Raw genomic sequence first — 24543 nt, 5'->3', positions numbered from 1 at the left:
GGAAGTGTCATCCCGTAATACGGCCTACGGACCCCCTGTTCACAGAAATTCTTACTCTGTGTGATCATTCGTGTGACAATCCTTCGTTCCTGATTTCAGACTCGTTATTTTTCTTATTTTCTCCTTATGAAGATCTTGTGGAGCGGATCGTTCCATGTGTACCTTCTGATCGTTTGCTGTGTTGATCACTCTGGATCGCTGCTCCCTGCTCTCCTGGAGGGGTGGCGGAGCGGGGTAATGCGACGGCTACCAGCTGTCGCATTAGTTGGTTCGGAGGGTGACGGCGTATGCGCCGCAGTCTGTCATGGTCTCGTTCGGCAGGCCGAAAGTCCCTGATGGCAGCAGTGCTGACCGTGGTGCTGACGCCGGGATTGTTGGCGCTTCAAGCGCCTCCGGTGACCGCCGTCACGCAATCCACTGTGTTGACGACGAACCCAGTTGACACGCCGGACCAGATGTCCGGATCAGCGAAATACTTACCTCACTTGGTCGACTCCAAGGTGACGCAGTCCACTGCCGTTTCCTCCGGGTCGGGTAAGTCCGACAAAGGAAAGCGTCCTAAGGACGCGCTGCCGCTGGAAAATCGCTATGAACTCACGAAGAAGCCGGCGAAAGGCGGGTTGAAAACCCCACCGCCGTTGCCGTCGGTAGAACCTGGCATTGAGCGCGATGAGCCCTCCCGTCAATCGGACAAGGACGCGCGGGGAGAAGTACGAGCGCAGGCTACTGAGCTACGGAAGGCCTCTACGTCGAAGACGGGTCATGTCCTCGTTCCGGGCCGGCGTATCCAGACAGCAGCACGTACCGCGAGCGCGGTTAAGAAGGAGACAAAGCCGGCTCTCATTGCCGGAGTTCCTTCGGTGTCGGGTTTGGATGCTGGTCCGGGGACTCAAGGTTCGGGGTTGTGGACGTTTTCGTCGGTGACGCCGTGGTTTGGCGCGGTGGTGACGGATCCGGATGATCGGTCGGTGGCGTTGGAGACGGAGGTTGAGCATGATCCGTCGGCTGCTGGTCAGGGTTCGGGGTTGGTCTGGTCGGACAGGTCGGATTTCGAGGATTCGGGGAGTTGGTTTCCTAGCTCGTATGTGACGGCGGGCAAGTTGAAGGATGGGTGGCTGGTTCGCTGGCGGGTTCGTGGTGTGACGTCGTCGGGGGTTGTGGGTCCGTGGTCGACGTGGCAGTCAGCGAAGATCGATGCGAGTAAGCCTTCGGTGTCGGGTTTGGATGCTGGTCCGGGGACTCAAGGTTCGGGGTTGTGGACGTTTTCGTCGGTGACGCCGTGGTTTGGCGCGGTGGTGACGGATCCGGATGATCGGTCGGTGGCGTTGGAGACGGAGGTTGAGCATGATCCGTCGGCTGCTGGTCAGGGTTCGGGGTTGGTCTGGTCGGACAGGTCGGATTTCGAGGATTCGGGGAGTTGGTTTCCTAGCTCGTATGTGACGGCGGGCAAGTTGAAGGATGGGTGGCTGGTTCGCTGGCGGGTTCGTGGTGTGACGTCGTCGGGGGTTGTGGGTCCGTGGTCGACGTGGCAGTCAGCGAAGATCGATGCGAGTAAGCCTTCGGTGTCGGGTTTGGATGCTGGTCCGGGGACTCAAGGTTCGGGGTTGTGGACGTTTTCGTCGGTGACGCCGTGGTTTGGCGCGGTGGTGACGGATCCGGATGATCGGTCGGTGGCGTTGGAGACGGAGGTTGAGCATGATCCGTCGGCTGCTGGTCAGGGTTCGGGGTTGGTCTGGTCGGACAGGTCGGATTTCGAGGATTCGGGGAGTTGGTTTCCTAGCTCGTATGTGACGGCGGGCAAGTTGAAGGATGGGTGGCTGGTTCGCTGGCGGGTTCGTGGTGTGACGTCGTCGGGGGTTGTGGGTCCGTGGTCGACGTGGCAGTCAGCGAAGATCGATGCGAGTAAGCCTTCGGTGTCGGGTTTGGATGCTGGTCCGGGGACTCAAGGTTCGGGGTTGTGGACGTTTTCGTCGGTGACGCCGTGGTTTGGCGCGGTGGTGACGGATCCGGATGATCGGTCGGTGGCGTTGGAGACGGAGGTTGAGCATGATCCGTCGGCTGCTGGTCAGGGTTCGGGGTTGGTCTGGTCGGACAGGTCGGATTTCGAGGATTCGGGGAGTTGGTTTCCTAGCTCGTATGTGACGGCGGGCAAGTTGAAGGATGGGTGGCTGGTTCGCTGGCGGGTTCGTGGTGTGACGTCGTCGGGGGTTGTGGGTCCGTGGTCGACGTGGCAGTCAGCGAAGATCGATGTGAACAAGCCCGCCGGTACCGCCCTTGGCGTTCTTCCGAGCACCCAGGGAACGGGACTATGGACGATCTCATCCCTGACACCGTGGTTCTACACAAAGGTGACCAGCGCGAACGGTAGCGCCTCCTACTTGGCTGCCGAGGTTGAGTACGACCCGTCGGCCGGGCAAGGCAGCGGGCTGATCTGGTCGGGCAGGGGCACTACCTCATACGCGTCCGGATCGAATGCCTGGGTGCAGGTGCCGGCGGCCAAGCTGACTGACGGTATGGCCATTCGCTGGCGCGTCCAAGGTGTGACCACCAGCGGTGTCAAGGGACCGTGGACCGACTGGCAGACCGCCAGGGTCGACCTGAAGAAGCCGTCGGTTGAAGGCTTGGGCATGAATCCGGGAACCCGCGGGCCGGTGTCATGGACGGTCGGGTCGTTGACGCCGTGGCTGTACGCGAAGGTCACCGATCCGGAGAACCGGGCCTCTTATCTGGGCATCGAAGTCGAGCACCACCCGGCAGCCACCGAGCAGGGAACCGGGCAGATCTACGCGGCGACCGCGACCACCTCGTACGACTCCGGAGCCAACGCCTGGATGCAGATTCCAGCGGGCAAGCTCAAGGACGGCTGGCTGATCCGCTGGCGAGCCCGTGGTGTGACCACCACCGGCATTCAGGGTCCGTGGAGCGACTGGCAGACGGCCACCGTCAGCGCGCTACCGTTCGTATCGTTCTCTCCGGAGAACAACACCCAGGTCGGCACTTTGACGCCGACGCTGTCAGCCCATGCTCAGCCGGTGAACGAGGCTTCGGTCTTGTACTGGTTCCAGGTGTGTTCCGGCACTCCGGACAAGTGGACGTGGTGCGAGAGCTCGCCGGAGTGGGACAAGTCCGGAAGCTGGCGGGTGCCTAAGGACAAGCTGGCGTGGGGCAAGACGTACTGGTGGTTCGCCAAGGCATCCACCGGCAACGCCACCACGGTGACCTCGTCGTGGCGGACGTTCACCCCCACCCCTGAGCAGGGCACGATCAACTCGTTGCTGACCTCGGGTACCGAGGGACGTGAGTTCAGCCACGTGGCCGGTAACTACACCCACACCGAAAGCGACCTGTCTGTGCCCACGGCGGGATCGCCTCTGACGGTGAGCCGTACGTACAACAGCCTGGACCCACGCACCGACGGGGCGTTCGGCGCGGGCTGGACCACGCGCTGGGACATGCGCATCGACAATGAAGCGCAGACCGCGACGCTGCTGGTGACCTATCCCGACGGGCAGCAACTGCGCTTCGCCGCCAAGGGCGACGGCACCTACGCCGCCCCGGCCGGCACCTACGCCACGCTCGCCACCGTGCAGGAGGGCGGCTGGCGGCTGATGGACAAGTCCTCCACCTCCTACTGGTTCGACGCCTCGGGCCGGCTGACCAAGATCACCGATCGGCGGGGCCGTGGCAATGAACTGACCTACAGCACCGACGGCAAGTTGGCCAAGGTGGTCGCGACCGGCGGCAGATCCCTGACGTTCGCCTGGACCGGCGGCCACGTGACCAGCGTGTCCACCGACCCGGTGAACGGGGCCCCGATCACTTGGAAGTACGAATACGACGGCGACAAGCTGACCAAGGTCTGCCCTCCGGTGATGGGTGGCGCCTGCGCCACCTATACCTACGGTGATGCCTCGCGTTACCGCAGCCTGGTGCTGGACGCGGCCCCCGAGGGCTACTGGCGGCTGAACGAGACGGCCAACGCCACCGGAACCGTGATCAAGAACGCGGCGGGCTGGCGTCCTGACACAGAGGAGGCCAAGCTCGCCGGTGCCGCCGACGCCACCGCCGCCGTGCCCGGCGCACTGAGTGGTTCGCCGGATACGGCCATGCGTTTCCGGGGCACGGCGAACTCGGCGTACGTGGCACTGCCGGACGCGACCATCAGCGGTCAGGGCGGCACACTGGCGGTAGAGGCATGGTTCAAGACGACCGGCTATGGCACGGTGATCGGCTACCAGAACTCGGTCTCCGACACCCCCTCGGCTTTCACCCCGGTCGTCTACGTCGGTACCGACGGCAAGCTGCGCGGCCAGTTCTACACCGGCAAGTCCGCACCGATCACGTCCACCGCGAAGGTCAACGACGGCACCTGGCACCACGCGGTGCTGTCGGGAGCCGAGAACACCCAAACGCTGTTCCTTGACGGCCAGGCCGTTGGCACCCTGGCCGGCACCATCACGCATGTCGACCAGTGGGAGACCCGCATCGGCTACGGCGTCGGCTCGGCGGCCTGGCCGGCGACCACCGGTTCGCGCGCGTCGTTCGCCTTCAACGGTGACATCGACGAGGTCGCCGTCTACGGCAAGTCGCTGGGACTCGGACTGGTACGGGCGCACTACGCTGCCCGCACTCCGCAGCCGCAGCTGACCACAGTCACCCAGGCGTCGGGCCGGGTGTGGGCGACCAACGCTTACGCCGCAGACGGTGGCCGACTGACCAGCCACACCGACCGCCACGGCGGCACCTGGAAACTGTCGGCACCGACGTACACCACGGAGTCCAGCACCCAGGTGCTGACGACTACCACGGTGACCGACCCCCAGAACGGGACGTTGACATACGTCAATGACGCCTTGCGCGGCAACCGCCCGGTCAGCAGCACCGACCAGCTCGGCAAGGCGGATCGCTACAGCTATGACACCGGTGGCTTCCCCGCGACGGTCGTCGACCGCAACGGCAACGGCACTGAGCTGTCGTTCAACGTGCGCGGCAACCTGCTCGCCAAGAAAACCTGCCGGGCTGTGGAAGTCTGCTCGACCGAGCATTTCGGCTATCACTTGGAGGTCGACAACCCATTCGACCCGCGCAACGACCAAGTGATCGTCTCCCGGGACGGGCGTTCAACCTCGGCGACGGATGACACCTATGCCAGTACCCGGAACCTCAACGCCTACGGCGAGCAGACGAAGCAGACCTCCCCGGCGACTGACGACTTTCCCGAGGGCCGCTCGACGGTCACCGCCTACACCGACGGCACCGAGCCCGCCATCGGCGGTGGCAACACCCCCGCGGGCCTGGTGAAGTCGGCGAAGGACGCCAAGGGCAGCGAGACGACCTACCGCTACACCTCGGCCGGTGACCTGGCCGAGCAGACCAGTCCTTCCGGCCTGGTCACGAAATTCACCTACGACGCGGTGGGCCGGATGCTCACTCGCACCGAGGTCTCCGAGGCGCACCCCACCGGGGCGACGACGACGTTCGCCTACGACGGTCTCGGGCGAATGCTCACCCAGACCGGGCCTGGGGTGAAGAACGAGGTAACCAACGTCACCCACACCGCCAAGATCACCTACACCTACGACGCCGACGGCAACAAGCTGACTGAGACCCTGTCCGACCTGACCGGCGGTGACCCGGAGCGCGTCACCACCTATACCTACGACGCCTCCGGCCGGACGGAGACGGTGACCGACCCCGAGGGCGGCGTCGTCCGCACCGCCTGGGACACCACCGGCGCCCGCGTCTCGACGACCGATCAGATGGGCGTTGTCCGTACCTTCGGCTACACCAAGCGCGGTGAGCCGGCCACCACGACGCTGAAGAACTGGACCGGCAGTCCGGTCAGCCCGCAACCCGCCAAGGACGTGGTGCTGGAGTCACGTTCCTACGACCCCGGCGGCCGGCTGGCCGCCCAGGTCGACGCGATGGGCCGCAAGACCTCCTACACCTACTTCGCCGACAACCTGCTCTCCCAGGTGATCGCCGACGATGTCAAGCTGAACGGCTCCACCACCCCCACCGACGTGGTGCTGGAGGACAACGTCTACGACGCGGCCGGCAACCTCACCAAGCAGGTCAAGGGCGGCAGCAAGGCCACCACCGAGTACGTCTACGACGCCGCGAGCCGCCTGACCTCGACGACGTTCGACCCCGCGACGCTCAAGCGCAAGACCGCCCTCGAGTACGACGCGGCGAACAACATCACCAAGAAGATTCTCACCGGCGCGGACGGCAACCGGACGGAGTCCACCCTCTATGCCTACAACGCGCTGAACCAGGTGACGCGGCAGACCGTGGAGAACGGCGACGACGACCTGGTCTCCACCAGCACCTACGACGACCGCGGCCTGCTGGTCACCACCACCGACCCGCGCGGCAACGCCTCCGGAGCCACCGCCGCCGACTTCACCACCGAGATGCGCTACGACATCGCGGGGCAGCTCGTGGAGAAGACCTCCCCGCGGGTGAGGGTCGAGAAGACCGGGTCGGCCGCCGACGGCCGTCCCACGGAGAAGTACGGCTACGACACCGCCGGCCTGCCCACTCAGACCGTGGATGCGGAGGGTCGCAAGCTCACCTCGGCCTTCGACAAGACCGGGCGGCTCGTCTCGGCGACCTCCCCGCCCTACACCCCGCCGGGCGGCGAAGCGGTCACCCCCAAGGTCGGCATCGAGTACGACGCGGCGGGACGGAAGACCAAGGTCACCGACGAGCGCGGCTACGTCACCTCCACCGAGTACGACGCGCTGGGCAACCCGGTACGGGTCACCGACCCCGGCCCCTCGGGACCGGGCGGGCAGTGGGTGACCCAGTTCGACCTGCTGGGCGAGCCGCTGGCCACGATCGACCCGACCGGCGCCCGCGACGAGGCCACCTACGACGACCTCGGCCGGAAGATCACCGAGACGCGGATCGAGCGCAGGCCGACCACCGCCGCCTACACCACGACCCTCACCTATGACACCGCGGGCAACCTCACCAAGAGCGTCACCCCGGGCAACAAGGTGACCGGCTACGAGGTCAACGCCGCCGGAGAGGTCACCGCCACCACCGACCCGAACCTCAACAAGTCCACCGTCGCCTACGACCTCGCGGGTCGTACGGTCAAGGTGACCGACCCACTGAAGAACGCCACTGAGGCCGTCTACGACCTGGCCGGGCGGCAGACCGGAGCCAAGGACCTCGACGCCACCGGCGCGGTCGTCCGTACGCTGGGCTTCGGCTACGACGCGGCCGGCAACCCGACCAGCAGCACCTCGGGCGAGGGTCACATTACGCGGCGGACGTTCGACGCGCTGGGCAGGATGACCTCGCTCGTCGAGCCGGTCTCCGCGGACAAGTCGATCACCACGACGTTCGGCTACGACGCCACCGGCGCCCGTACCCGCCTCACCGGCGGGCGCGGCAACACCACCTGGACCACCTACAACGCTCTCGGCCTGGCCGAGTCGGTCATCGAACCGGCCACCGCCGCCCACCCGAGCGCCGCCGACCGCACCTGGACCACCCTCTACGACGCGGCGGGCAACGCCGTGACCACGCTGCAGCCGGGCGGGGTGCGCATCGACCGCGTCTTCGACCACCTCGGCCAGGTCACCAAGCAGACCGGTGCCGGGGCCACAGTGGACGCCCCCGAGCGGAACCTCACCTATGACGCGGTCGGCCGACTGACCGCGATCGGCGACTACACCCTCGAATACAACGACCGTAGCCTGCTGACCAAGGTGTCCAAAGCCACCATCCAGGTCGCCGCGTACGCCTACGACGGCCTGGGCAACACCACCCAGCGCGTCGACACCGCCGGTACGTCCACCTACACCTACGACGACGCCAGCAGGCTGAAGACCGCCACCGACCCGGTCACCGGCCGCACCTGGACCTACGATTACGACAACGCCGACCGGCTCACCAGCCAGACCTCCGCCGACCCGATCAACACGCAGAGCTACACCTACGACGCCGTATACCGGCTCACCTCCCACACGCTGAAGAACAGCGGCGGCATCCCACTGTCGAAGATCGCCTACAACTGGGACAAGGACGACAATCTCGTCACCAAGACCACCAGCGGTACGGCGGGTGCCGGGGTCAACACCTATGGCTACGACCACTCCGGACGCCTGACCTCCTGGACCGCCCCGGACGGCAAGGCCACCGCCTACGAGTGGGACGATGCGGGCAACCGCACCAAGGCCGGGGACAAGACCTTCGTCTATGACGAGCGCAACCGGCTGCTGTCCGGCGGCGGCACCGAGTACACCTACACCGCCCGCGGTACAGTGGCCACTGAGACCACCGGCGGCGCCACCAAGAACCTCGTCTTCGACGCCTTCGACCAGATGGTCTCCGACGGGGACGCCACCTACGGCTACGACGCCCTGGGCCGGATGACCTCCCGCACCAAGGGCACCGCCCAGCAGCGGTTCGTCTACTCCGGCCTGAGCAACGACATCGCCACCGTCACCGACGGGGTCGGAGCGCTCCAGGCCAAGTACGGCCGCGACCTGGCCGGCGGCCTGCTCAGCCTCCAGGAAGGCGGTGGCCCGGCGCTCGGCACGATGACCGATCTGCACGGCGACCTGGTGGGCACCTTCTCCGGCACCGCCCTGGTCGACTCGACCGCCTATGACCCATTCGGCGAGGTGATCCAGCGCTCCGGCACCCAGCGGACCCTCGGTTACCAGGGTGAGTACACCGACCCGGACACCGGCAAGGTGAACATGCATGCCCGCTGGTACCGCCCGGGAAGCGGCACCTTCGCTTCCCGTGACACCGCCACCTTGGAGCCGAACCCGTCGGTCCAGGCCAACCGCTACACCTACGCCAACGCCGGCCCACTCACCGGTATCGACCCCACCGGACACAGCACGGCATGCAGCGTCTCGTGCGTGGTTAACACCGCACCTAGCGGATGGTCAGGCGCAGGGGCGGCCTCGGAGTGGACCTTCAGCTGGAGCGACTACTTCGACGAGATGATAGCTCGCCAGAAACGCGCAGCAGACTGGAGTGCTCCTACTACTATTGGCCAGCCTTACATTTCGCCTACCTGCTGTACCTTTAATGGAAGTAGCGAGGCAGATTCAATGTGGTGGGAGGAGCGGTTCGGGGACTACGCGAATCCCGCTCTGTGGTGCTCGGAAGCAGAGGCCCGCAAGTCAAAGCTTCTTCCCAACTGCCGGCCCATGCCCGAAGGGATGGAAGGAACTTTCTGGGGTGCACCCGAGTCTGTGCAAAAGAAATTCCTGCTGAAATACAACATTGAGCAGATGTACAGCACGGATGTGGATGACGCTTACATACTTGCCTCTTGGGTAAAGCTCCTTCCGTCATCGCCCATGGCGGCTGGTCCGGCACCAGGGATTATAGATCCGTGGGCTCAGTGTAAACAGCAATTTTCGGCTAAGAAATGCGATCAGTGGCGAAAGGCTGCCGATCTGACAGTTGTAGCTGATCAGTTTAGGAAAAACTGCTTAACCCCAGCAGGGATTAAGAAAAATGGAGATTCATGCAATTATATGATGATAATGTTAGGGATGGATCCCAAGGAGTGGTCAGATAAGATAGTTGAGGGATTTAAAGATACGGCTCTATTCAAGGTGCTTGATTTCTTTGTCGGTGATGCCATTGCGTGTCGTAGTGGTAACATAGGATCGTGCATTCTGATGGCTACCGACTTGGCAGGTGGAGCCGCAGGTAAAGGCCTAAAATACTTGGGTAAAGCGGCCAGCAAGTTCGAGAAGGCTGCAGGAGCGGCTGCGGCCTCTTGTCGAAGAGGGTGCGATTGGGCCAAGGTGAGCGGCATTGTCAGAGATGCATCAAAGGGAAAGGGAAACTTCAACTTAGGCACTGGAACTATTGCTGAGGCAAATCAAGCTGGAGCAGCCTGGGTCGGCAAAGGATACAAAGTTGTAAAGAAGAAAAACGGCGAAGAAATCTGGATTAGTTCTGATGGCCAGCGACAGTATCGACTTCCTAGCTACAAACCAAAATGGGGAAATTATCAAGCCAACTTTGAGTGGCGGACAAAAACCTCCGGGGAGTGGCAAGGGAACGGTCATCTGCATATTAAGGATTAGCGATGAGAGCTGAAGTTAAGGAATTCTATAGTCCGGACCTGGACTGGCAAACGGAAGTTCCAGATGGCACGGCTTGCTTTGGCCTTCTTTTGCAGGTGTTTGTAGGGCCAGCTGGGGAAGACGCTAGCGAATCGTTTGATTTAACGGTATGTACGCCGTCTTTTATGGAGGGCAAGGTGTCAGAGATTGGAATTGTTGACGGTCGCCACCACTTGTTCGTTTCTTGTTTTGACAGGAATTTGATTGAGTCATATATCAGACGAAGAGTCGAATCTATATATGGGCGGGACTGGAATGAGGTTGCTCTCAAAGTAAGCCGTTTAGGAAAATGGGAGTTTGAAGACTACAGTCATTAATGCTTCTGCTCTTCGGTAAAATTAATTTATTTTCTGCAAATACTTCGCCCAATTGACGGTTTTTCCACGAGGTGACTCTCTTTTGGCAATGCTAAATGAATTGTCAATAAACTATATATGATTAAGAGGCTCGAGCTTAAATAGAAAAGCTACCAGACCCTGATAGATTATTAGCCGAAAATGCGAAGAGTATGAAATTTTTGTCTAAACCTCGGATCTTCCCATTGTTCTTCTAAGGTTGGATATGGTAATGGGCCTGTCGTATGGAATGGGTGAGGCGGGTAGAGGTATGGCTGGCGACGATCCGAGTGACTTCGCCGATCATTGCGGTGGCTTCGGGGATCTCACGTTGGTCGATCAGGGCGAGGACGTACTCCAGTTGCAGAATGCCTCGTTCCCGGACCGAGTCCGGTCCCATCGCGGCCAGGCGGCGCTGTGCCTCGGAGATGGCCAGGTCGGGTCGCTTGAGTTCGATGAGGCAAAACGTCCGGTAGGACGCGACGCGCTTTGGGGTGAGCCAGAGCAGGTGCCGCAGGTCTGATTCGCCCTAGCTCTTGTCGGCGAGGTCAGTGGCGCGGTCCAGGAGATGGAGAGCGCGCGGGTCACACTTGGTGCTGGTGATCGCCCGAGCGGCCTGGATGGCGGTCGCCGACTGCTGGAGGTGGTCGCTATTCTCTTTCGCCCAGCCTTCGGCGGCGAAGGCGTGATCCAGTGCGACGGTGGGTTTCTTCTGATACAGCGCCATGTGGGCGAGCAGGCCGTGCAGGTGCGCCAGGAGGGCGGGGGAACGGAGTTCGTGGGCGGCGGCCAGGCCCTCGGTGTAGCGGCGGGTCGCGCCGTCGTAGTCGAGCAGGTCGAAGCGGCTCCAGCCGGTGAGGTGGGACAGGCTCCAGTACAGGCGCAGCAGGCGGGTGCGCAACGCGGGGGTGAGGGTGGCGTGGCGGAGCAGGTCGTCGACGAGGGCGCGTTTGGCCTCGGCTACGGGCAGGACCTTGGCGGGGCCGAGTTCTTCGTCCAGCGCCCATAGGCGGGCGGTCAGGCGTTCCAGCAAGTCGAGGGCGCTGTTGTCGACGGCATTCTGTCGGCGAGCGAGGATGGCGAGGCGGTCGCGGTCATCCTGGGGCAGGTGGCGCAGCAGGGGCAGGGCGGGGGCGCCGCCGAGGAACAGGGCGAGTTCGAAGAGCAGGTCGCGGCGTTTGATGTCGGCCTCCTCGGCGGTGAGGGCGCGCAGCAGTCCGGTGCAGTCCGCCGCACCCGCCAACGAACCACCGGAAGCGCCTGCGAGCGGGCCGCCGGCGAAACGCGCGGGCGGGACGCCCGGGGAGCCGGGGAGGAGGCCGGGGGCGGTGGGCGGCTGCGGGTTCATGCTGGCACGCTCACCGGGGCCGGACGCCAGAGGCCAGGGGGCGAGGGCTTCGTTACACGGGGATAGGTGGGTGGTGGTGTCGGGGCCGTCGGAGGTCGTGGTCGGCTGCGGGTGAGCCGGTTGGGCGAGCCCCCACGGGGTCTGAGCGAGGCCCGGTGGAGCCGCCCGATCCATGCCTGGCAGGGGAGCCGTCCCACCAAGGTCCGACAGGACGGGCGCCTCGGGAGAGGGGCGGTGATGGGCGTCGAGGTGGCGGTGGTCGGCGCGGTCGAGCAGGTCGCGGTCGCGGACACGGTAGGTGGCGTAGGCATCCTCGGTGACCAGGCAGCGGGCAGTGGTCTGGTAGAGGCGGGCGAGGATGGCCAGGATGCGGGCCGGTGGGCGGCGGCCGGCGGCGGGCCAGGACTCGTAGTCGTAGAGCCGTGCTTCGCGCAGGCAGGCCGTACCGGCGGGGTCGAGGTCGTTGTGGGCGGCGGCCACGTCGGCGGCGGTGCGGCCATGGGCATAGCGGTACAGCCGCAAGGGGCTGACGTCGTGGTCTAGGGCCAGGACATCGGCGATCTGGTCGAAGCTGAAGGAGCGGGCGCGCAGCGCGGTGCCGCGTCGTCGGCAGTCGAGCAGGATCCGGTAGCCCTCGCCTGACATAGTTCGCCTCCTTCACCGGGCCGTACGGAAATCGTAAATGATCCGTCACTTTATGTGACGGGCGTGCGAGGAGGTGGGGATGCGCGGGCGGTCGGCGCGGTGTCGGCGCAGGTCGGCGGGGTGCCCGGGTGGGGTGGTCTGGCGGGTGCGGATGGGGATCGGCGCGGCGGGCGGTTCGCGTCACCGTGTGCGGGACGGTTCTTCGCACGCACCCGAGGACACGCACCAGAGGAGACGACATGACCGCTGCCCCCGACGAGGCGAGCCCCGCCCCCGACGAAGACGCCCCCGCCCTCGGCGCGGCCGCTGTTTTCGAGGAGAGGGCCCACGCTCCCGACGGGACGGCCCCCGCCACCGGCGGTCTGGTTGCCCCACTCCGGGAGGGTGAGGTGGCCTCCGTTCCTGGAGGTACGGTCGTCACGTCCCGGGGGACGGCATCTGCCTGCGGGGAGGTGGCGCCGATGCTGGTGGACGCCATGGTGGAGCTGTGGCCCGGTGGCATGACCTACCGGCGGACCTTCCCCGGCCACGCCGACCAGATCCCGTCGGCCCGCCGCTTCGTCCGCTTCCTGCTGGAGGGCTCTCCCCGCCGCGACGACGCCGAGCAGATCGTCGCCGAACTGGCCGCCAACGCCGTCGCGCACACCGCCAGCGGGCAGCCGCACGGCACCTTCATCGTGGAGGTGGCCCGCAGGATCTCCGCGATCAGGGTGTCACCGTCTACGACTGCGGCTGGGGAGCGACCCCGAGGTTCACTCGGCGCCGCGGCGCCGATCCGCTCGCCGAGGACGGCCGGGGCCTGGCACTGGTCGCCGGCCTGGCCGTACGGGTCGGTGTGCGGGGGACACAGGCGGTGGGCCACGCGGTCTGGGCCGAACTGCCCCCGCGGTGAGCGCCACGAAACCGTACGGGGTTCCACAACCGATCCGGACCAAGATCGGCAGGTCCCTTGGTGATCAATTGACTGCCCCGAGTGGCGGCGTCCCGACACTGTCAGGGAGGGAACGCCACCGCGTTCCCGGTGGATCTCTTGAGGGGCGGGAAACGGTGAACGCGCAGGGTGCGCTGGTGACGACGCCGGCCGTACGGGCCGCGTGGCGGCTTCGCGACGAGCTGGCGGGCAGGGGCGTCCTGGGCGACGTTCACGGCGGGTACGGCCTGGCGCTGGTGCTGCTCTGGGCCGACCTGGTGGTCTGGACGGACGGCGCGGTCTACCGGTGGTGGACCGGCCGTACGTCACCGAAGACCGGCCGCCGCCTCTACATGGTGTACGGCGTGCACGACCTGGCCGTCACCGTCCGCGGGATCATGCTGCGCTGCGCGGACCTCTACGAGAGCGGGGGAGTGCCGGTGCGGTGAGAGGGGTGCGGGCCGTTGCTGCGCCCGATCTCTCCTGCTGCATCGGCCTTTTCGACATTTGTGAGAAATTACGGCTTTGTTCATGCATGGGGTGCGCTGCGGGGGGCAGAGGCTCGGGCGAGGGGATGTGAGGAGACGGGCCGCCCTCCCGCCGGGCCAGCGGGATGGCGGCCCTCGCCGTTACCTGACCATTCCGGCGACCAGGTTGCGCAGCTCGATGTGACCGGCCTTGACCTCGGCCACGTCGCCCTCGACGCGCTTCATGGAGGATTCGAGGTTGCCGGCGGACCGCTTGACCGCCCCGAGATCCCCTTGAATCTCCTTGAGCTCCTCCTTCACCCCTCCGAGTTCGTTTCGGAGCCCTCCCACTTCGCTCCGGACTGCTCCGATCTCACCCCGGAGGCTTCTGGCCTCGGTGTAGAGATCCTTCCGGAGTTCTCTGACCTCGGCGTGAAGTTCCTCCCGGAGACCTCCGACCTCGGCCCGGAGTCCCTCTTGATCCTTCCGGAGTTCCTCCTGGCCCTTCCTGAGTTCCTCCTGACCCTTCTGGAGGTCGCCGAGGGCCGCGAGGATCGCCACCGACACCTTCGACTGCTCCAGGGACCAGGTGCGCAGGTCGGCGACATCCCGCTCCAGGAGCGAGATCCGTGCTTCCGTATTCGTGCTCAACGCGTCCTTCTCCTCGTTGTCACGCGCGATAGGGGGAATCGCCTGACGTGGAGGGCGTCCAGGCGGGACCAGCTTACGCACGGTGAGCGGCGTGTCGCCGGAGGTTTCCGCCGGAGTCGTCCGCGGTCGTCGTCGTGGGATGGCGGAGCTTCCTCCGGGTGGAAAAGAACCACCCCGGATGGCCTCCAGGGTGGCGTCGGCGTGGGTCAGGAGACCTTGGAAGGAGCGGCGGTCCAGGTGTTGCAGGCGCCCGGGCTCTCCTGGGTGAAGCCGCGGTTCAGCCAGTGGGCGACGTTCCGGGCCTTGCCGTGGCTGACGGTGTCGTAGGCGTAGCTGACGACGTAGCGGAGGTCGGACTCGCTGCGGCCGAGGTCGCGCCAGATGCTGCCGATGAAGGCGCCGCCGAGGCACTCGGCCTGGAGTTCGATCTTCCGGATGTCGGCGAGGAGGGCCTTCTTGGTCCGGTACTTCCGGTGGTCGAGGGCGCCCGTCATACCGGAGAGCCGCTGCACGTGGTGGCCGTACTCGTGGGCGACGACCTCCAGCAGGAACAGCTCGGTCGACTCCGACAGGATGGACGGGTTCAGCAGGAAGGTGATCTTCTTGGTCTTCGCGCAGTAGACCGCCTGGGCGCCCTTCGGGAACGGTCCACAGCCGGTCGGGTAGCCGAGCCTGGAAGTGGTCTGGAAACCGGGCTTGGAGAAGGGCAGCTTGGCCTTGGCGAACTGCCTGCCCCAGGTGTCGTTGAGGCACTCGACCACGAACTCCAGGTAGACCCGGGAGGAGTCGAGGTCGTCCGCCTTGACGGGCTGCTCCTGGCAGGAGGTGACGTCGAGGGTGCCGGTCTTGTAGATCGGGTTGCTGGTCAGGGTCTTGGTGCCCGTGGGCGCGGGGGCCGCCTCCTGCCCGGCGACGCCCGCGGCGGCCGTGCCGGTGAACAACAGGCCCGCGAACACGCCCGAGAGCAGGGTGATGAGGGGGGTACGCATGATCATGAACCCTATAGAGGCATAAAGCGAGGGTAAAGCGGATTGGGAATGTCCGCGCGGCGGCCTTCACCCCGGAATGGTGATCTCCGCCCCCGGGGAACGGCGGGCCGTACCCGGAGACCGCGGACCCGTACTCCGGAAGGGGCGTGTCCCGCGTCGCCCGGAAGACCACGCCCGGGAAAGACACGCGGGAAAGACACGCGGGAAAGACGCGCGGGAAAGCGGGAAAGACGCGCCCGGGAAAGGGCGCGCGGCCGTACCCCTTTCCCCAAGGGGTACGGCCGCGCGGTGAGGAGGGGTGGGAAAGGCTCAGGCGACCCGGGCGCTGGAGGCGGTCCAGGTGTTGCAGGACGACGGCGAGCCGGAGTTGAAGCCGCGGTTCAGCCAGTAGGCCTGGCTGCGGCCCTTGCCGTGGTCGTTGGTCGGCCAGACCTTCTGGCCGTTCTGGACGGTCCAGCGGATCATCGCGTCCCAGTGGTCCTGCGGGACCGGCAGGTCGTCGGAGATCTGGCGGAGGAACGCCGCGCCCATGCAGTCGGCCTGCAGCTCCAGGCGGCGGGAGTAGGCGAGCTTGGTGGAGGTGCCGGCCCGCCAGACGGTCTGGCCGTAGTAGCCCATGATCCCGGCGAGCTGCTGCACGTGGTGAGCGTACTCGTGGGCCATGAACTGCGCGTTGTTGGGCGCGTACGGCTGCTTCAGCACCGACCGGAACACGCCGATGTAGATGGTGCGGTTGCTGGAGCAGTAGTAGCCGCCGGCGCCGCCCGGCCACCTGCCGCAGGGGCTTCCCACCTTGGTGGTGGTGAAGCGGAGCCTGGGCTGGGCGAAGGACAGGCCGGCCTTGCGGAACTGGGTCTTCCACGCCAGGTTCAGGCAGCGGTTCACCCTGGTCATGAAGGCCCGGTAGGAGGCGGCGCTGCCCGCGCGGATCTCCCCGGCGGCGCAGGTGACGTTGGGGAGCAGACCGGTGCGGTAGAGGGGGTTGGCGGTCGCGGCGGTACGGCCGCGCGGGGGAGCCTTCACCGTGGCGGCGGCGGTGGTCGCCGTGGTGGCGGCGGCCCCGGCGGCGGGAGCGGTGACGGTGGCGGCCTCGGCGGTGCCGGTGGCCATGACCAGGCCGAACGCCAGGGGAGCGACCACCAGTGACGAGAGTTGTCTGAAGGGGAAAGTGCTCATGGTGAGGCAAAGGCTAGTCCAACTGTGTACAAAACATGCGGAAACCCCACGCTGAACGTGCAGAATCCGCTGTCTTGGAGGCACGGGCCGTCGCGCGAACTAGACTCGTCCCAGATGCTGACTGGACAGAGGGGATGATTCCGTGAGTGAGCGGACCGGGCGGCCTGGCAGTCTTCTGGAAACGGTCAAGGGACCGGGAGACCTGAAGCTGCTGCGGGCAGAGGAGCTGCCGCGGCTCGCCGCCGAGATCCGCGACCTGCTGGTCAGCTCCACGGCGCGTATCGGCGGCCACCTGGGCCCCAACCTGGGGGTCGTCGAGCTGACGATCGCCCTGCACCGGGTGTTCGACTCGCCGCGTGACACCCTCCTGTGGGACACCGGCCACCAGGCGTACGTCCACAAGATGCTCACCGGCCGCGCCGACCGGTTCGACACGCTCCGCCAGGAGGGCGGCCTGTCGGGTTACCCGAGCCAGGCCGAGTCCGAGCACGACGTCATCGAGAACTCCCACGCCTCCACCGCGCTGTCGTACGCCGACGGTCTGGCCAAGGCGTTCAAGCTGCGCCGCGAGGCCGACCGCACGGTCGTCGCGGTGATCGGCGACGGGGCGCTCACCGGCGGCATGGCCTGGGAGGCGCTCAACAACATCGCGGCGAGCAGGGACCTGCCGCTGATCATCGTGGTCAACGACAACGGCCGCTCCTACTCGCCGACGATCGGCGGCCTCGCCTCCCACCTGGCCTCGCTGCGCGCCACCCAGCGCTATGAGGACGTGCTCGACTTCGTCAAGGACAACCTGACGAAGGTGCCGCTCGTCGGCCCGCCGGTCTACGACGCGCTGCACGGGGTGAAGAAGGGGCTCAAGGACGTCCTGGCCCCGCAGGTGATGTTCGAGGACCTCGGCCTGAAGTACATCGGGCTGGTCGACGGCCACGACGAGCAGGCGGTGGAGGCCGCGCTGCGCAAGGCCCGGGGCTTCCGCCGCCCGGTCATCGTGCACGTGCTCACCAAGAAGGGCTTCGGCTACTCCTTCGCCGAGAACCACGGCGAGGACTGCTTCCACTCGCCCGGCGTCTTCGACCCGCTGACCGGCGAGGAGAAGCCCAAGCCGCACGGCTGGACCAACGTCTTCAGCCAGGAGATCGTACGGCTGGGCGCCGAACGCAAGGACCTCGTGGCGATCACCGCGGCGATGCTCGGCCCGACCGGGCTGGCCCCGTTCGCGGAGGCGTTCCCCGACCGCCTGTACGACGTCGGCATCGCCGAGCAGCACGCGCTGACCAGCGCCGCAGGCCTGGCGCTGGGCGGCCTGCACCCGGTGGTGGCGGTCTACGCGACGTTCCTCAACCGGGCCTTCGACCAGCTGCTGATGGACGTCGCCCTGCACCGGCTGCCGGTCACGGTCGTCCTGGACCGGGCGGGCGTCACCGGCGACGACGGCGCCAGCCACAACGGCATGTGGGACCTGTCGATCCTGCAGGTCGTCCCGGGCCTGTCCATCGCCGTGCCGCGTGACGAGCCGCGGCTGCGCGAGCTGCTGGCCGAGGCGGTGGCCGTCGACGACGGCCCCACCGTCGTGCGCTACCCCAAGGGCCCGGTGCCCGGCGAGGTCGAGGCGATCGGCAGGCTCGGCACGATGGACGTGCTGCGCGCGGGCGGCCCCGGCCTGCCCGTGGAGGACACGGCGCCTTCCCCGGCGGAAGGCGGCCCGGCGGCCGGCGGGCTCGACGTGCTGTTCGTGTCGGTCGGCCCGATGGCCGAGACCTGCCTGGAGGCCGCCGCGCTGCTGGACGCGCAGGGGATCTCCGCCACCGTGGTCGACCCCCGCTGGGTCAAGCCGCTGGACGAGACGCTGGTGGCCGCCGCCGCGGCGCACCGGCTGGTCGTCGTGGTCGAGGACAACGGCAGGGTCGGCGGTGTGGGCGACGCGGTCGCCCGCCTGCTGCGCGACGCCGACGTCGACGTCCCGGTCCGCACCTACGGCGTCCCGCAGCGATTCCTGGACCACGCCAAGCGGGCGAAGATCCTCAGCGATATCGGGCTGACCTCCCAGGACATCGCCAGGGAGGTCACCGAGGCGGTGGCGCGGCGGACGCCGGCGCTGGAGAGCGACCCGGCGCGCTGACCGCGGCGGGCCCCACACGACGGACTCTGTCGCGGGCCGGTCCCGCGCGCCGGACTCCGTCGCGGGCCGGCCCGACACGCCGTCTCGGCCCGGCACGCCGTTTCGGTGCGGACGTCGGCGGCCGGAGACTTTTCCGGGGAGAACCCGTATCGCGACCGTTCAGGAGTTGATCCTATGGGCATGACCTGACCCATGGGGCGCAGCGGCTCCGGACGGTCAAGGGGGATTCCGTGGGCGTTTTCCGCGTCAAGTCGGTAGAGCAGTCGATCGAGGACACCGAGGCGCCGGAGCACCGGTTGCGCAAGGACCTGTCCGCGCTGGACCTGACGGTCTTCGGCATCGGCGTCATCATCGGCACCGGCATCTTCGTGCTCACCGGCCGGGTCGCCAGGGACCTGGCCGGGCCGTCGGTGGCCCTGTCGTTCGTGGGAGCCGGCATCGTCTGCGCGCTCGCCGCGCTGTGCTACGCCGAGTTCGCCTCCACCGTCCCGGTCGCCGGATCGGCCTACACCTTCGCCTTCGCCACGCTCGGCGAGTTCCCCGCCTGGATCATCGGCTGGGATCTGACGCTGGAGCTCATGCTCGCCGCCGCGGTCGTCGCCGTCGGCTGGTCGGGCTACCTGACGTCGCTGCTGGAGTCGGCCGGGATGTCCCTGCCCACCGCGATAGCCGGGGAGGGCGCGGCCTTCAACCTGCCCGCGGCGCTGATCGTGCTGGTCCTGACCGGGATCCTGGTCGCGGGCGTCAAGCTCTCGTCCCGGTTCAACCTGGTCGTCGTCGCCATCAAGGTCACCGTGGTGCTGCTGGTCATCGTGGCCGGGTTGTTCTTCGTCAAGGGGGCCAACTACACCCCGTTCATCCCGCCGGCCAAGCAGACCCCCGCGGTGGAGGGGCTGGCGGCGCCGCTGATCCAGGTGGTGTTCGGCATCAGCCCGGTCGCCTTCGGCGTGATGGGCATCTTCAGCGCCGCCGCGATCGTGTTCTTCGCCTACATCGGCTTCGACGTGGTCGCCACCGCCGCCGAGGAGACCCGCAACCCGCAGCGTGACCTGCCCATCGGCATCATCGGCTCGCTCGTCATCTGCACCGTCCTGTACGTCGCGGTCTCCCTGGTCGTCGTCGGGATGGAGCCCTACTCGCGGCTCAGTGAGGCGGCGCCGCTGGCCGACGCGTTCAAGGCGGTCGGCCAGACGTGGGCGGCCACGCTCATCAGCATCGGCGCGCTGGCCGGGCTCACCACGGTCGTGATGATCCTCATGCTGGGGCAGTCGCGGGTGACGTTCGCGATGTCCCGCGACAACCTGCTGCCCGGGTGGTTCGCCAGGGTCCACCCGAAGTTCGGCACGCCGTACCGGATCACGATCCTGATGGGTTGCGTGGTCGCGCTGCTGGCCGGGCTGGTGCCGCTGTCGGCGATCGCCGAGCTGGTCAACATCGGCACGCTGTTCGCGTTCGTCATCGTCTCGATCGCGGTCGTCATCCTCCGCCGCACCCGGCCGGACCTGCCGCGCTCCTTCCGCACCCCGCTGGTGCCGTTCGTGCCGATCCTGTCGGTGCTGGCCTGCCTGTACCTGATGCTGAACCTGCCGGTGGAGACCTGGATCCGGTTCGTGGTGTGGATGATCCTCGGCGTCGTCGTCTACGCCGTGTACGGCTACCGCCACAGCCGGGTGGCGGGCCGCGAGGTGGGCGCCGGGAAGACGGGCCGCTGAAAGACGGCCTCCAGCGGCGGGACGGGCTCCGGAAGCGGGACGGGCTTCAGAAGCGGAACAGCGGGCCGGTGAGGGCCGTCATCTCGCAGCCGTTGTCGTAGGTCCGGGTGAACCGGACGGGCCTGCCCGCCCAGGTGCCGAACGCGCCGACGGTGTGCGGGTCGTACTCCGGCGGGCAGATCATGTCGATGTCGTAGGCGAGCCTCGGCAGGTCGCCGTCCACCTGGCGCAGCAGTCCGCAGGCCGTGGCCGGGTCCGGGTGGCTGCCGCCGTCCCCGGCGTCGCCGCACCGCAGCACGACGCTCTTGGCCGGGCCGCCGGCGACCGAGAGGGTGAGCGTGAGGGGCGGGCCGGCTCCGGGCGCGGCGGTGTCCGAGGCGGGGGAGGAGCCGCCGAGGGCGGCGGCGAGGTCGTCCGAGACGCTGGAGGGGCCGTCCGGGACGGATGACTCGGCGGCGTGCGACACGACGGCGAGGGCGAACACCACGACCGCAGAAGCGATCTTGACGTTTCTCATGGCGGGGATGTTCCCCGTGTCGGGTAAGGACCCTGCCGGGATATGGCCAAGGATCTTCCCACTCGCCCTTCACGGGCCGGGAGATCTGCCTGGCCTTTCCCCTGAAAGGCATACAGGAGGGCCCGAAAAGGGCGCGGCATGAAGCGGGCCGCGCCGCGCTCCGGAGAGCGCCGCGCGGCCCGCACGCGGGTCAGGCCGGGAGCGACGCCACGCCCGGCGGCAGGAACCGCGGCTGGGCGATGCCCGTGCGGTCCAGGTACGGCGTGATGCCGCCCAGGTGGAACGGCCAGCCGGCGCCCAGGATCATGCACAGGTCGATGTCCTGCGGCGCGGCCACCACGCCCTCGTCGAGCATGATGCGGATCTCCTGCTCCAGGGCGCGCAGCGCGCGCAGCCGCACCTCCTCCGCGGTGGACGGGGAGGTGCCGCCCGCGAAGAAGGCGACCGCCTCGGGGTCGAGCGTGAAGTCGGGCTTGAAGACGCCCGGCTTGCCCGCCGCCACCAGCCGGGCGAGGTTCTCCGACACGCCGAAGCGGTCGGGGAACGCCTGGTGCATGGTCTCGGCGACGTGCAGCGCGACGGCCGGGCCGACGAGCTGGAGCAGCGCGAACGGGCTCATCGGCAGGCCGAGGCCGTCCAGCGCGTGGTCGGCGGTCTCCAGCGGGGTGCCCTCGTCCACCGCGCCGATGACCTCGCCCATGAAGCGGGTCAGGATGCGGTTGACGACGAACGCGGGCGCGTCTTTGACCAGCACCGACGACTTCTTCAGCGTCCTGCCCACGGCGAAGGCGGTGGCCAGCGTCGCGTCGTCGGTCCTCTCGCCGCGGATGATCTCCAGCAGCGGCATCACGGCGACCGGGTTGAAGAAGTGGAAGCCCACCACCCGCTCGGGGTGCTCCAGCTTGGCGGCCATCTCGGTCAGCGACAGCGAGGAGGTGTTGGTGGCCAGCACGCACTCGGCGGAGACGACCTGCTCCACCTCGGCGAACACCTGCTGCTTGACCTTCATGTCCTCGAAGACCGCCTCGATGACGAAGTCGGCGTCGGCGAACGCGTCCTTGGTCAGCGAGCCCGTCACCAGGCCCTTGAGCCGGTTGGCCTGGTCGGCGGAGACGCGGCCCTTGCCGAACAGCTTGTCGATCTCGCCGTGGACGTAGCCGACGCCCTTGTCGAGGCGCGCCTGGTCGAGGTCGGTCAGCACGACCGGGACCTCCAGACGGCGGGCGAACAGCAGCGCCATCTGCGAGGCCATCAGGCCCGCGCCGACGACGCCGACCTTGGTGACCTTGCGGGCCAGCGCCTTGTCCGGGGCCCCGGCGGGCCGCTTGGCGCGGCGCTGCACCAGGTCGAAGGAGTACAGGCCGGCGCGCAGCTCGTCGCTCATGAGGAGGTCGGCCAGGGCCTCGTCCTCGGCGGTGAAGCCCTCGTCGCGGGAGGCGGTGCGGGCCAGCTCGACCAGCTCCAGCGCCCGGTAGGGGGCGGGGGAGGCGCCGCGCAGCTTCATGTCGACGAGGAAACGGGCGTCGGCGATCGGCTTGGCCCAGTCCTCGGCGGTGTGGTCGGTCCGCGCGACGGTCACCTCGCCGCGCAGCACCTTGGCCGCCCAGCGCAGCGACTCCTCCAGGAAGTCGGCGGGCTCGAACATCGCGTCGGCGATGCCGGCGGCGAAGGCGTCCCGGCCCTTGATCATCCGGTTCTGCGACAGCGGGTTCTCGATGATCAGCTTCAGCGCCGCGGCCGGGCCGATCAGGCGGGGCAGGAGCTGGGTGCCGCCCCAGCCGGGCACCAGGCCGAGGAAGCACTCGGGCAGGGCGACCGCGGGCACGCCGGAGGAGATCGTCCGGTAGGCGCAGTGCAGGGCGATCTCCAGGCCGCCGCCCATGGCCGCGCCGTTGACGAACGCGAACGACGGCACGCTCAGCTCGCCCAGGCGGCGGAACACCCGGTGCCCGAGCCGGCCGATCTCCAGCGCCTGGTCGCGGCCGGCGACCAGCGCGGCGCCCTTGAGGTCGGCGCCGACGGCGAAGATGAACGGCTTGCCGGTGACGCCCACGGCCGCGAGGTCGGTGCGGGCCTCGATCGCGTCGAGGGCCTCGGCCAGGGAGGTGAGGCCGGCCGGGCCGAACGTGGAGGGCTTGGTGTGGTCGAAGCCGTTGTCCAGCGTGATCAGCGCCATGGTGCCGGCGCCGTCGGGCAGCTCCACGTCGCGGACGATGGCGCGGGTGACGACCTCGTCGCTGAAGATTTCCCTGATGTCCGTCACTTCGCACCTTCCCAGGCGAGGTTCTCCCAGATGACCGTTCCGCCCATGCCCATGCCGACGCACATCGTGGTGACGCCGTACCGGACGTCGGGGCGCTCGCCGAACTCGCGGGCGAGCTGCGTCATCAGCCGCACGCCCGAGGAGGCCAGCGGGTGGCCGAAGGCGATGGCGCCGCCATAGGGGTTGACCCGGGCGTCGTCGTCGGCGATGCCGAAGTGCTCCAGGAACGCCAGCACCTGTACGGCGAAGGCCTCGTTGATCTCGAAGAGCCCGATGTCGGAGATCGACAGCCCGGCCAGGCGCAGCGCCCGCTCGGTGGACGGGATCGGGCCGACGCCCATGACCTCGGGGTCCACGCCGGCGAAGGCGTAGGAGACCAGCCGCATCTTGGGAGTGAGGCCCAGCTCGGCGGCGGTGTCGGCGGCGGCCACGATGCAGCCGGTCGCGCCGTCGTTGATGCCGGAGGCGTTGCCCGCGGTGACCCGGCCGTGCGGGCGGAACGGGGTCTTCAGCGCCGCCAGGCCCTCCATGGTGGTGCCGGGGCGGGGCGCCTCGTCGGCGGTGGCCAGGCCCCAGCCCTTCTCGGCGGTCCGGACGGCGACCGGCACGAGGTCGGGCTGGATCCTGCCGTCGGCGTAGGCCTTGGCGACCTTCTCCTGGGAGGCGACGGCGAAGGCGTCGGCGCGCTCCTTCGAGATGTTCGGGTAGCGGTCGTGCAGGTTCTCCGCGGTCATGCCCATGACCAGGGCGGAGCCGTCCACGAGCTTCTCGGACAGGAACCGCGGGTTGGGGTCGACGCCCTCGCCCATCGGGTGACGTCCCATGTGCTCGACGCCCCCGGCGATGGCGACGTCGTAGGCGCCGAAGGCGATGCCGCCGGCGACGTTGGTCACCGCGGTCATCGCGCCGGCGCACATGCGGTCGATCGCGTAACCGGGGACGCTCTTGGGCAGTCCGGCCAGCACGGCGGCGGACCGGCCGATGGTCAGTCCCTGGTCGCCGATCTGTGTGGTGGCGGCGATGGCCACCTCGTCGACCCGCTCGGGCGGCAGGTTCGGGTTGCGCCGGATCAGCTCACGGATGACGCGGACGACCAGGTCGTCGGCGCGCGTCTCGGCATACAGGCCTTTGGGGCCCGACCTGCCGAACGGCGTGCGCACACCGTCGACGAATACGACGTCACGAGACGAAGGCACGGGTTCGCTCCTCGTTGCTGGGTAGCTTCACCCCCCATGCTACTCGCGGGTAACAACATCTCACACGACCCGCCCCCTCCGCCACGCGCGAGGG

General features: G+C 67.4%; 14 protein-coding genes. 7 read left to right on the top strand and 7 right to left on the bottom strand.

Going from position 1 to position 24543, the window contains the following annotated elements; translation table 11 throughout:
* Positions 1–335: 335 nt before the first annotated feature.
* From ACQP10_RS26995 to ACQP10_RS26985, 3 genes are all read left to right on the top strand, one after another.
* Positions 336–10076: an RHS repeat-associated core domain-containing protein gene (locus tag ACQP10_RS26995; protein WP_433539968.1), complete on the top strand. Its 9741-nt coding sequence runs from the start codon at positions 336–338 to the stop codon at positions 10074–10076.
* 2 nt (positions 10077–10078) lie between these two features.
* Positions 10079–10432, top strand: coding sequence for an Imm8 family immunity protein (locus tag ACQP10_RS26990; RefSeq protein WP_433539967.1), 354 nt, complete (start codon positions 10079–10081; stop codon positions 10430–10432).
* Between the two features lie 289 nt (positions 10433–10721).
* Positions 10722–10973: a hypothetical protein gene (locus ACQP10_RS26985; RefSeq protein ID WP_433539966.1), complete on the top strand. Its 252-nt coding sequence runs from the start codon at positions 10722–10724 to the stop codon at positions 10971–10973.
* Positions 10974–10979: 6 nt separating this feature from the next.
* Here the strand turns inward: ACQP10_RS26985 and ACQP10_RS26980 are convergent, their stop codons facing one another.
* Positions 10980–12443 (bottom strand): hypothetical protein, encoded by a 1464-nt coding sequence (locus ACQP10_RS26980; protein WP_433539965.1) that lies wholly within the window; start codon positions 12441–12443, stop codon positions 10980–10982.
* A 239-nt stretch (positions 12444–12682) separates the two neighbouring features.
* On the opposite strand from ACQP10_RS26980, the gene ACQP10_RS26975 reads away from it, so the two are divergent.
* Both ACQP10_RS26975 and ACQP10_RS26970 read left to right on the top strand, forming a co-directional pair.
* The gene (locus tag ACQP10_RS26975) at positions 12683–13399 is read left to right on the top strand and encodes an ATP-binding protein (protein WP_433539964.1); all 717 of its coding nucleotides are present in this window, start codon (positions 12683–12685) and stop codon (positions 13397–13399) included.
* A gap of 91 nt (positions 13400–13490) precedes the next feature.
* Complete coding sequence (locus tag ACQP10_RS26970) at positions 13491–13802, top strand: hypothetical protein (RefSeq protein ID WP_433539963.1); 312 nt, start codon at positions 13491–13493, stop codon at positions 13800–13802.
* A 180-nt stretch (positions 13803–13982) separates the two neighbouring features.
* Here ACQP10_RS26970 and ACQP10_RS26965 read toward each other — a convergent pair whose 3' ends face one another.
* The 3 genes from ACQP10_RS26965 to ACQP10_RS26955 form a co-directional block, all read right to left on the bottom strand.
* Positions 13983–14471, bottom strand: a complete 489-nt coding sequence (locus tag ACQP10_RS26965; RefSeq protein WP_433539962.1) for a hypothetical protein — start codon at positions 14469–14471, stop codon at positions 13983–13985.
* A gap of 206 nt (positions 14472–14677) precedes the next feature.
* Positions 14678–15460 (bottom strand): neutral zinc metallopeptidase, encoded by a 783-nt coding sequence (locus ACQP10_RS26960; protein ID WP_346022973.1) that lies wholly within the window; start codon positions 15458–15460, stop codon positions 14678–14680.
* 309 nt (positions 15461–15769) lie between these two features.
* On the bottom strand, positions 15770–16636 hold the full coding sequence (locus ACQP10_RS26955; protein ID WP_433539961.1) for a neutral zinc metallopeptidase: 867 nt from the start codon (positions 16634–16636) through the stop codon (positions 15770–15772).
* Between the two features lie 142 nt (positions 16637–16778).
* Here ACQP10_RS26955 and dxs point away from each other — a divergent pair, with 142 nt between their 5' ends.
* Together dxs and ACQP10_RS26945 are read left to right on the top strand one after the other, a co-directional pair.
* Positions 16779–18761, top strand: coding sequence for a 1-deoxy-D-xylulose-5-phosphate synthase (dxs, locus tag ACQP10_RS26950; RefSeq protein WP_433539960.1), 1983 nt, complete (start codon positions 16779–16781; stop codon positions 18759–18761).
* Positions 18762–18991: 230 nt separating this feature from the next.
* Positions 18992–20473, top strand: coding sequence for an amino acid permease (locus ACQP10_RS26945; protein WP_346022970.1), 1482 nt, complete (start codon positions 18992–18994; stop codon positions 20471–20473).
* A gap of 46 nt (positions 20474–20519) precedes the next feature.
* On the opposite strand, the gene ACQP10_RS26940 is transcribed toward ACQP10_RS26945, so the two are convergent.
* The 3 genes from ACQP10_RS26940 to ACQP10_RS26930 all read right to left on the bottom strand — a co-directional run bounded on the left by ACQP10_RS26940 (position 20520) and on the right by ACQP10_RS26930 (position 24449).
* The gene (locus tag ACQP10_RS26940) at positions 20520–20990 is read right to left on the bottom strand and encodes an SSI family serine proteinase inhibitor (protein WP_346022969.1); all 471 of its coding nucleotides are present in this window, start codon (positions 20988–20990) and stop codon (positions 20520–20522) included.
* A 190-nt stretch (positions 20991–21180) separates the two neighbouring features.
* A complete protein-coding gene (locus tag ACQP10_RS26935; RefSeq protein ID WP_346022968.1) occupies positions 21181–23253 on the bottom strand; it encodes a 3-hydroxyacyl-CoA dehydrogenase NAD-binding domain-containing protein in 2073 nt (690 codons plus the stop codon).
* Positions 23250–24449 (bottom strand): thiolase family protein, encoded by a 1200-nt coding sequence (locus ACQP10_RS26930; RefSeq protein WP_346022967.1) that lies wholly within the window; start codon positions 24447–24449, stop codon positions 23250–23252. Before ACQP10_RS26930 ends, ACQP10_RS26935 begins: the two co-directional genes overlap by 4 nt.
* Positions 24450–24543 lie beyond the last annotated feature (94 nt).

The sequence above is a fragment of the Streptosporangium sandarakinum genome (assembly GCF_050942225.1).
Taxonomy (GTDB): domain Bacteria; phylum Actinomycetota; class Actinomycetes; order Streptosporangiales; family Streptosporangiaceae; genus Streptosporangium; species Streptosporangium nondiastaticum.
The sequence above is the reverse complement of the archived record's forward strand: the minus strand, read 5'-3'. Positions and strand labels throughout refer to the sequence as shown.

Excerpts from the sequence above, each read along its gene's own strand:
- ACQP10_RS26995 (WP_433539968.1), top strand. The coding sequence starts at position 336 with ATGGCAGCAGTGCTGACCGTGGTGCTGACGCCGGGATTGTTGGCGCTT.
- ACQP10_RS26955 (WP_433539961.1), bottom strand. The coding sequence starts at position 16,636 with ATGAGCACTTTCCCCTTCAGACAACTCTCGTCACTGGTGGTCGCTCCC.
- ACQP10_RS26960 (WP_346022973.1), bottom strand. The coding sequence starts at position 15,460 with ATGCGTACCCCCCTCATCACCCTGCTCTCGGGCGTGTTCGCGGGCCTG.
- ACQP10_RS26980 (WP_433539965.1), bottom strand. The coding sequence starts at position 12,443 with ATGTCAGGCGAGGGCTACCGGATCCTGCTCGACTGCCGACGACGCGGC.
- ACQP10_RS26985 (WP_433539966.1), top strand. The coding sequence starts at position 10,722 with ATGGCTGGCGACGATCCGAGTGACTTCGCCGATCATTGCGGTGGCTTC.
- ACQP10_RS26975 (WP_433539964.1), top strand. The coding sequence starts at position 12,683 with ATGACCGCTGCCCCCGACGAGGCGAGCCCCGCCCCCGACGAAGACGCC.
- ACQP10_RS26940 (WP_346022969.1), bottom strand. The coding sequence starts at position 20,990 with ATGAGAAACGTCAAGATCGCTTCTGCGGTCGTGGTGTTCGCCCTCGCC.
- ACQP10_RS26990 (WP_433539967.1), top strand. The coding sequence starts at position 10,079 with ATGAGAGCTGAAGTTAAGGAATTCTATAGTCCGGACCTGGACTGGCAA.